The following is a 9,075-nucleotide window of genomic DNA, read 5'->3' on the forward strand; positions in this document are numbered from 1 at the left end:
GTATCGTTGCTGAAGGCAACCAAGTCAAATACTACCTGAAGTCCCCGACCGACTCGGCGTTTGTACTGAAATACACCTCTACCAAGACCTACGATAGTGCGGCCGAGTATTTTGTCGACAGCTCGCTTATTGATCAGGAGGCGAAGATTGAAGGCGCTGTCCTGGGCCACAATCTGGGGATGTCCGCAACGACCCTCCGAACGTCTCAATCTGTCTATGATGCCCGAGGCGAGTTGGTGTATTCCCTGGATGCGGCCGGCTATGTGACCCATCAAGAGTATGATGCCCAGGGCCATGTGATCCGCACCACCCGCTATGCGGAAGCGGTTTCCGGCATCGGTATAGCGCCGACGGAAGGGGCGATGGATGCGGCGGTGGCGAACATTGCTGACAGCAGCCGGGATCAGGTGACCCAGTTTGTGTATGACGATCTGGGCCGTCTGCGCTTCAGTCTCAATGCCGAAGGCTATGTCTCGGAGACGGTTTACAACGGTTTCAACCAGGTGGTGGAAGAACGTCAGTATGCCGAGGTGTATACCGGCACGGCCACTCACGCGGAGCTCAGTACCCTGGCGATCGACAATGCCACCCGGATTACTCGTTACCAGTACGATGCCCGGGGTCAGGTGATCCGTCAGTCCCAGCGTCTGATGGCAGGCAGCAGTGAGACCTGGATAAGTGAATCCTACACCTATGACCATGCCGGCAATCGGACGTCGGTAATGGATGCCCGTGGCAATACCACCAGCTTTGCCTATGACGACAATAACCGCCTGATCGCCAAACTGGCTCCCAGGGATTCGGTGGATGACAGCCAGGTGGCGGCCGCGGACCGTCAAGGCTATGTGATCCGCTACCGTTATGACGGCTTCGATAACCTGCTGAGTGAAACCCATTACACCACTGCCGTCTCCGTCTATGAGAAGACCGCGGCGGACTATGTCAGTGATGGCGTGACCCTGAACAACGACGCCCAGGGCGGGGATCGGACTACCCGTTATGAATACGATGCCCTGAACCGTCAGGTGCGGATCTATGCGCCGGACGTGGATGGCGAGACCCTGGTCACCCGCAAGGACTACGACCGTTTTGGCAATGTGGTGCAGCTGGTCAGTGGGGAAGGACTGAGCAACGCCCAGACCAGCACCTATGTGTTTGACGACCTGAACCGGGTGATTCTGGAAACCAAAGCGGCGGGCTCCGCCGAGGCCAGTACGACCGGTTATGAATACAACGCCTTCGGTCAGATCACCCGGGTGATTGATCCGCGGTATTACGAGCTGACCACGAATCTCACTGATTGGACGAAGGAAGAGCTCGGTCGTTTGCAAACCCTGGCGCTAAATTATGAGTCGGATCAGAATGGTTTATGGGCGACTCATCAGGCCGTTTGGTTGTCGAAATATACTTCGACCCTGAAGTTTCTGAGCCCGGATAAATTACCATCAAGCTCGGAATCGAAAATTCTTAAAGAGATCTACAGCCACAGCCAGGATTTTGATCGCCGGGGCCTCAAGATCAGTGAGACCGATGGCGAAGGCTACACCGCATCGAGTGACTACGATGCGTTTGGCAACCTGATTCAATCCACCGACGCCGAAGGCAATGTCGGGTATTTCTTCTACGATGAACTTAATCGTCTCACCCTGCAGGTGGATCCGGCAGGCTATGTGCAGGGCTATGCCTACAATGCCAGTGGCCAGGTGGTGTCGAAAACCGCCTGGAATACCCCGATCAGTACCGATCTGAGTGGCAAGTCTCTGGCGCAGGTCCAGAGCATGGTGGTCAGCGATGCCGGCAATGACCGTCATACCGGCAGTGTGTTTGACACCCTGGGCCGGGTAGTGGAAGAACAGGCCCAGAAAACCAGCAGCACGGTGGTAAGCGATCAATACACCTACGATGCCTCAGGTAACCGCTTAAGCTGGACCAACCGGGAAAATCAGGTCACCCAGTACCAATATGATGCACAGGGTCGCCGTACCGCGACCATTCATCCGAGCGCCACGGTGGTGTTCAACTCGGACATCAGCAACACCGCCGAACGCCAGTTGGCGGAACAGGTGCGCTACGATGCCTTTGGCAACAAAGTGGCGGTCACCGAAGGCAGTTACTGGGACAGTTCCAGTCAGAGCTTTAAGACCATCACGGGCCAGACCCGGACCACTCTGTTCGACCATGACAAGTTAAACCGTGAAGTGGCAGTGTGGTCAGCGGTCACCAATTTCGATTACTACAACACTGAGGGAGTCCTGAAAAGCAACAGTAATGTACGCCAAGTGACTACCCGGGAGTTTGACTTGTTCGGTAACCGTCTGAAAGAAACGGTGCAGGCCTATCAGATTGATGGCAATGGCAAACCTACAACAGAAATTGGCAGCTTCCAGAAACAGCTATTCGAGTACGATTCGTTGAACCGCCTGAAAGCCCAGGTCAATGCGGCGGGCGGGGTAACCACCTATGCCTATGACGGTCAAGGTAACCGCTATCGGGAACGCCAGTATGGTGAAGCCCTGTCGCCGATCAGCAACGGCAACTTGGCCACACTACTGGTCAGTGGCACGGATGATTATCGTGAATTGACCTCGGTCTATGATCTGAACAATCGGGTTGTAGAAACCCGTACCCGGGCCGAGACCCATTTTGATTTGGCGCCCGATGTGCAGGGGCTTTCCGAAAGGGCGAAAGGTGCAAGCACTGAGGGAAGTGGTTCTGAAGAACAATCCGGAGGCTTGTACAGTACAAGATATCGTACGGCGGAAATCCGATCATTCCAGCTATATGACGGCAATGGCCAGCTCATTGCGGAAAAGGATAGCCGGGGGAGCATTATCCGCTACTTCTACGACAAGCGAGGCGAGCAGATTGCCAAGTTGGACGCAGGTGTTTCCCATTTCGATAAAAAGATAAATTCGGACACGGGTGAAACTGTAATCGATCCGGAAACTGGTAAAGAGGTGATTGAGATTAGTCACCACCATGCGCTGACCACCTGGAAGGTGAATGGTTTTGGACAGATCACCGAAGAGTATCGTTATGCCTATGAGGTCAAGAATCCGTCCACAACTGCGACGCTGGATGAATTAAAGTCCAAAATTGATGATGTCAGGAGTCTGGCTGAATCCAAGGCCGCCGGATTAGCTGGTACTGATTTGGCCGACCTGGACAACGAAGATGTACTGGACAGCCAAGTGCAAGCTGATCGCCGCACTGTATCAGACTACGATCAGCTAGGCCGAAAAGTCAGGGATATTGTGTACAACGTGGAAGACTACAGTCTGAGCGGTAATGCTCCGGTCAAGACCAGTGCCACTTCACGGACCACCGAATATACCTATGATAATCTGGACCGACTAAGTACTACGATTGCGCCTGGAGATGGCGGCCGGATGGGACGGACCAGCGAGCTTCGTTATGACGCGTTGGGCCGGGTAGCCACAGAACTGGGACAACAGTTTACCGATTATCGGGGTGTTAGTGTTCGGGCCACCACCACTTATAGCTATGATGCAATGGGGCGGGCTGTTGCGACCACCCGCCATGGCTCGGTAGATGTCGAAGACCAGACCCAGAAGGTTCACTATGATGTGCTGGGCTATGTGCAATCCGAAGAAGATGCTACTGGGGCGGTAATCTACTACCGTACGGACATTTTTGGCAACACTGTTGAAAAACAGTGGACCCAGACCGGTGCTGACAACACATCGACAACTTATACCTATAAGTATTGGTATGACGCTCAGAATCGTGAAATCAAACACGAGGATACAGAGAATCTGAGCTATGAAACCCGCTATAACGGGTACGGGGATATCGAAGCCAAGGGGATGAATGGCCAGTACCAGGAGCAGTACAAATACGACAAGGTTGGACGCCTGTTCAGCACCAACAAAGAAACCGGAGCGCCACAGCTGTATCTGTATGATCAGAATGGCAATGCCACGGCAGAATTTATTCTGGTCAACGAAGCATTGGTTGACGATAACGGTAATCCATTGGATGTCGATTTAAGCACAATTGAAGCACCCGCCGATCTGCAAGGTATTCCTGCGCTCAACTCCCAAATGAAAGTCAGCATTTATGACGAACGGAATCGTCTCACTAACACCTTCGATGCGCCTCATGATTATCAGCAACTGACTGCCAATATCGCAGAAAGCATTGAAGATATTGGGTGGGTTTCAGATATCGACTATGACAACTGGGTGCTGACCACATCAGACGTGGCTACGATGACCTTTGTTGGGGAATCAGGTGAACCCGTATTCATGGGCTCGGATGACGTGGGTACTATTAATAGCGGCTCGTCTTCTACCACTGAGAATGGCGATGAAATTTATTTACCTGTTGTACCAAACACGTCTGAATCCTATGTCCAGCAGGATTTTGAAAGCTTTGGCTTGAGTGAGGTTCAGGACGTTTTGGATTTAACTGAAGGATTAGACGCTGTTCATGCATCTTATTCTGAAATTAATTTGACGAGTTCTACTGATAGTTACAGCACTGCCTGGAAAAGGGAATTATTGGAATATTCAGGGAAGGATAACACCACAGGGGATTTCCTGTTCACAAAAACGGTAGTACGGGTCTGGAGGAGCCAAGAGAATGATAAATATTATATTTATCGGGATGTAGAGCGACAGTCATATTCATTAAGTAGCACAAAAATTGAAAGCCCGGATGAAGTAAAAGACGTAACTCTGGGAACCAGAGAGAATGATCAAAACACTAATGATGATAACGAAAGCATTGTAACAATTACATCGTCAAAAGATGGTGCTATCGTCGTTAGCGGTGGGAGATTGGTTACGCATGACATGAAGCGTGCCCATGTGGTGGTAAAGACAGCTAGTGCCTACACAAAGGTTGGAAATGGTGATGGAAGCATCAGAGCGTACGGTCGAGACAATGTTGCTATAGATATTCGTAAATTTGTATCGGCGATGTATCCGGGGGTATGTACCATGTTCTATGATGTGAATATCCCAAGTGAATTACGAAACTTAGGAGTTCCTTTAAAAGCATATTTATATTTAGGGAGTAATCGGATTGATGAGGCTGATGTTCCGGCCTCTGGACCTGCAAAACTTACCTATTTCGAAATTACTCCGCCACAGGTAAATACCCGGACTCATACAATAAAAATAGTTGCCCCAACTTGGGGAGATAAAGTTTTATTTTCAAAGAGTTATACCTTTGACCCTTGGAGAGCATGGATCGATGAATATGATTCTATTAGCGGGTTAACTACAACTGGCTTCGTCGTCATTGAAGAGCTTAACTCCGGTTCGGTAGCAATATTAGGATCTGTTGGTGGACTAAGCCTGGATTATGCTGAGAAGTGGGGAACTAACTATGTACTAGCAGTCCCGGAAAACAGCTATTTAGTCAAATATCAGACAATTAATTCTAGCCGCGATGTTCTAAATAGCGCTTCGGCAAACGTTAGTATAGGTAATGGCACCTCGGATTCAGGCCAGTATTCCAACGAGTATATAGAAACAGTAACTCAAACTCGTCAAATTACATGGAGTACAAGTGGTTCAACTTCAGGGGCTGGTTCAGATGAGCTTGGTAGCGATTGGTCACTAGAGAATAACCAGCAGAAAGTGGTGACACAAGCTTACACTGCGACCTATGTATTGGGTGCGCATAATAGCCAGTACATGATTCATCGCAGTCGGCGTTATAACAGTTTTGGAGAGATTATCGCTGAAGTGGATGGGAATGGAAATGAAAGCCATCTATTCTATGATGCTCAGGGACGTCTTACTCATAAGATTGATCCAAAAGTGGAGATAGCTCAGGATTACGCTGATTCAGAGGGTAAAATGATAGCCCTTGAAGCCCATCCAGTCACTCGTTATTACTATGATGCTGAAGGGCGGGTAGTAGCGACAGACGATGCCAATAGTTACCTTAATGCTCAAGATGAAAGTTACTCTGTAATGATGGGCAAAGGGGCATACTACCGGACGCAAATATTCAATGGTGGTATGCTTAAAAGTGAAATTGATGCTGTCGGGGTGGCAACAACATATCAGTATGACGCACTAGGCAACCGACGAACGATGGCAAGTGCAGATGGTCAATATCATAGTTATATATATGATAAGGCTGATAGGCTAGTTGAAACTCGGCATTTCGCCTCTTTATCTTCCTATGTCATAAATACTCGGGGAGCTGCCTACTCATATGATGCCTATGGCTATGATGAATATGGAAATCGTATAACTCATGCCAACGTCATTAATAATGTTGAAAAATATACATATGACGGTGAAGGACGAATTATTAGGCATACTAGCTTTGGCGGTCGTGATATAGTCTACAAGTATAAGTACGATTATAATATTGGAGATAATCTAGGCGGATTCACTAAGGAGACTATTAGCGGCCTGAATGCTGATAGTGATGCGAGTTATAAGTCAAATTATACCTTGCTTGATGAAGTTGACTATTTTGGTCGCATTCGTAAGCATCGGGATTTAGGTGGAAATCAGTTTACTTATAAATATAACCAGGCTGGCTGGTTGGTATCACAAGAGGGTAATACGAGTACTTTTTACGATGATGAACTGATTCCTGGTAATACCGGAATATATAGTGATCTTCGGGATAGGTCTGACCAACGAATTGAATATCATTATTATAATAATGGACGTCTACAGAGTATTTATGACTACGGTATAGGTAGCTATTCTGACTTCCAGTATGATGCTAATGGAAATGTCATCGAAGAAACATACAGAGACACTGCTTTTACAGAAATGGATAATACCGATGAATCATTGGAACACTCGATTCCCTACCAAAATGTACATGCTACATACGACGCGTTAGGGCGAATTAAGACTATTTCAGATACAGACCAGTATAGTCTTGAGTATTTTTATGATGCAGTCGGCAATCGCCGCCGAGTTAAGACTGATTACGATAACTATGTAATTTCTTTGAATGAGCAAGGTGAAAATAAGCGGACGCAAGATTTCTACTATCTATACGATAGGGAAAATCGCTTTATTGTCACTATGGGGTCGTTGAATGAGAGTGGGAAAATCGAGGAAGGGAATACAGGTTACCGTCTTAGTTACGATGCTATGGGGCGTCGGGCGACCAGTAGAAGTGCCTTATTAAATGAAACTGGTGAAGTGAATACCGCCAATGAGAAATATGTTTATGATCAGTATGGTCGACTATCTGAAGTTTGGCTTGAGCAGCAAAAAACCGAACTTCTGAATAAATCAGGCACAGGGGTCGAATATAGGTATGACAGGGATTCCGAAGGTGATCTCTTAACAGAATCTTCACCCACTTACATGGGAAAAAATTTCTATTTACTTGCTTATAGACAGAATGATGCTTTGGGGAGGACAACGAATCATTACACCTATGATTATTATGCGGACTCACCTAGCACAGCTCTGCAATTTGTTCGTAGTCAAAAAGAGTATTTATATAATGCTGATAACAGGACTATAAGTGAAACTTCCTATGAACAAGAAGGTTATGATCGGATAAGCAAGGAGATAGGTACACTTGCATATACTTATCTTAATGATGGCGCAACCTTGAAGAGTACAAAATATGTACCTAAAGATGGTGGTGCTGCAACAATTACTACTAAATATTTCTATGATGCTAGAGACCGTTTTGATAGCTATAAAGAAAGTAGAGTTGTGATTAGTGGCGAGGCGAAGGGATGGGTGCCGGGTACTTCATACTATGCATACAATGCTAATGGCCATAACCTTTTTGTGTACGATCATGTTGTTGATCGATCACTTAATTATATCAATAACCATCGTGGACAGATCATTCAACGGGAAGATATCAATGGAGCAGAGAGAGGAGACAAGAATACTGTTCGACGTAAATTCTACTACTTAGACGGTATTGTTCGCGGAGATATGGGGAACGACGATGTGCCTTCCCGTACAGACTATGTGCAGTATCTGGCGAATGAAGATGATCGGGAATACGTTGTTGGAGCAACAACCTATACGACTCGTTGGGGGGCGGGAGACAAGCCACACTATAGAACCCATACGCGTGATATAAAGGAAAAATTGGGGTACTCGCATATGAAGCGAGTTGTACCAGTTACCTCTGCTGACTTTGACCAAAATTATCAGCCTATTAACCCGGAGTATCCTGGAAAAGCATCGACTTTCTATACGGTAGTTCAGGGAGAAACGCTGCAGTCTATAGCTGCTAGCTTATGGGGGGACAGGAGTCTATGGTATTTGATTGCTGATGCTAATGGATTGTCGGGTGGGGAGGCGCTGACATCAGGATTGAACTTGGTGATTCCTAACTTGGTAACAAATATCCACAATAATGCGGATACCTTCCGACCTTATGATCCGGGACTATCACTTGGCGACACGGCTCCTACATTGCCTGACCCCCCCCCACCACCACGAAATGGGAAGAACTGTGGTGGAGCTGGATTAATTGTAATGATTGTTGCGGTTGCGGTAACGGCCATTGTCGCGCCTTATGCTGCAGGGGCGATTGCGAATATAGCGAGTGCTACAAGTGCCGCGGGTATTGCAGGAACTGCGGGTCTTGGTACGTTGGGTGCAACAACGTCGATAGCCGCTACGGCCTCGGGTTATGCGTCTTTGGCCGCAGGAGGTTTCGCCGGTGGTTTTCTGGGGAGCGCAGCTTCCCAGTTGGTAGCCAAAGAAGCGGGGCTGCAAGACCACTTCTCCTTAAGAAGCGCCATCAGGGGAGGTTTAACTACCGCTGCAACAATGACGGTAGGCGCATATACCGGTAATGCAGCAGCTGCCGCGGAATCAGGAGTAGAGTCGGCGATTAAGGATGCAGGGAAACTGGCTGGGCTTGGCAAATGGACAAGAACAGCCGCCAATGCCATCACCGCGGCCACAGCAGTAGGAGCCAACTATGTTGCTGGAGGTCTCACCAACACGCCAAGATCCTTCCGCTGGCGGGATGTTGCAACATCGTTCCTGTCTACAACAGCCACCACGGGATTAGGGAAAGGGTTCACTGGCAATGCGCTGTTGGATGGCGGCCTCAAAGGCGCTTTGAACTCCTCATTTTCGT

At 48.1% G+C, this 9,075-nt stretch carries 1 pseudogene; it reads left to right on the forward strand.

Going from position 1 to position 9,075, the window contains the following annotated elements:
• Nucleotides 1–9,075: pseudogene (locus BTA51_RS28505) on the forward strand (LysM peptidoglycan-binding domain-containing protein); the annotation flags it as partial.

Source organism: Hahella sp. CCB-MM4, assembly GCF_002260525.1.
Lineage (GTDB): Bacteria > Pseudomonadota > Gammaproteobacteria > Pseudomonadales > Oleiphilaceae > Hahella.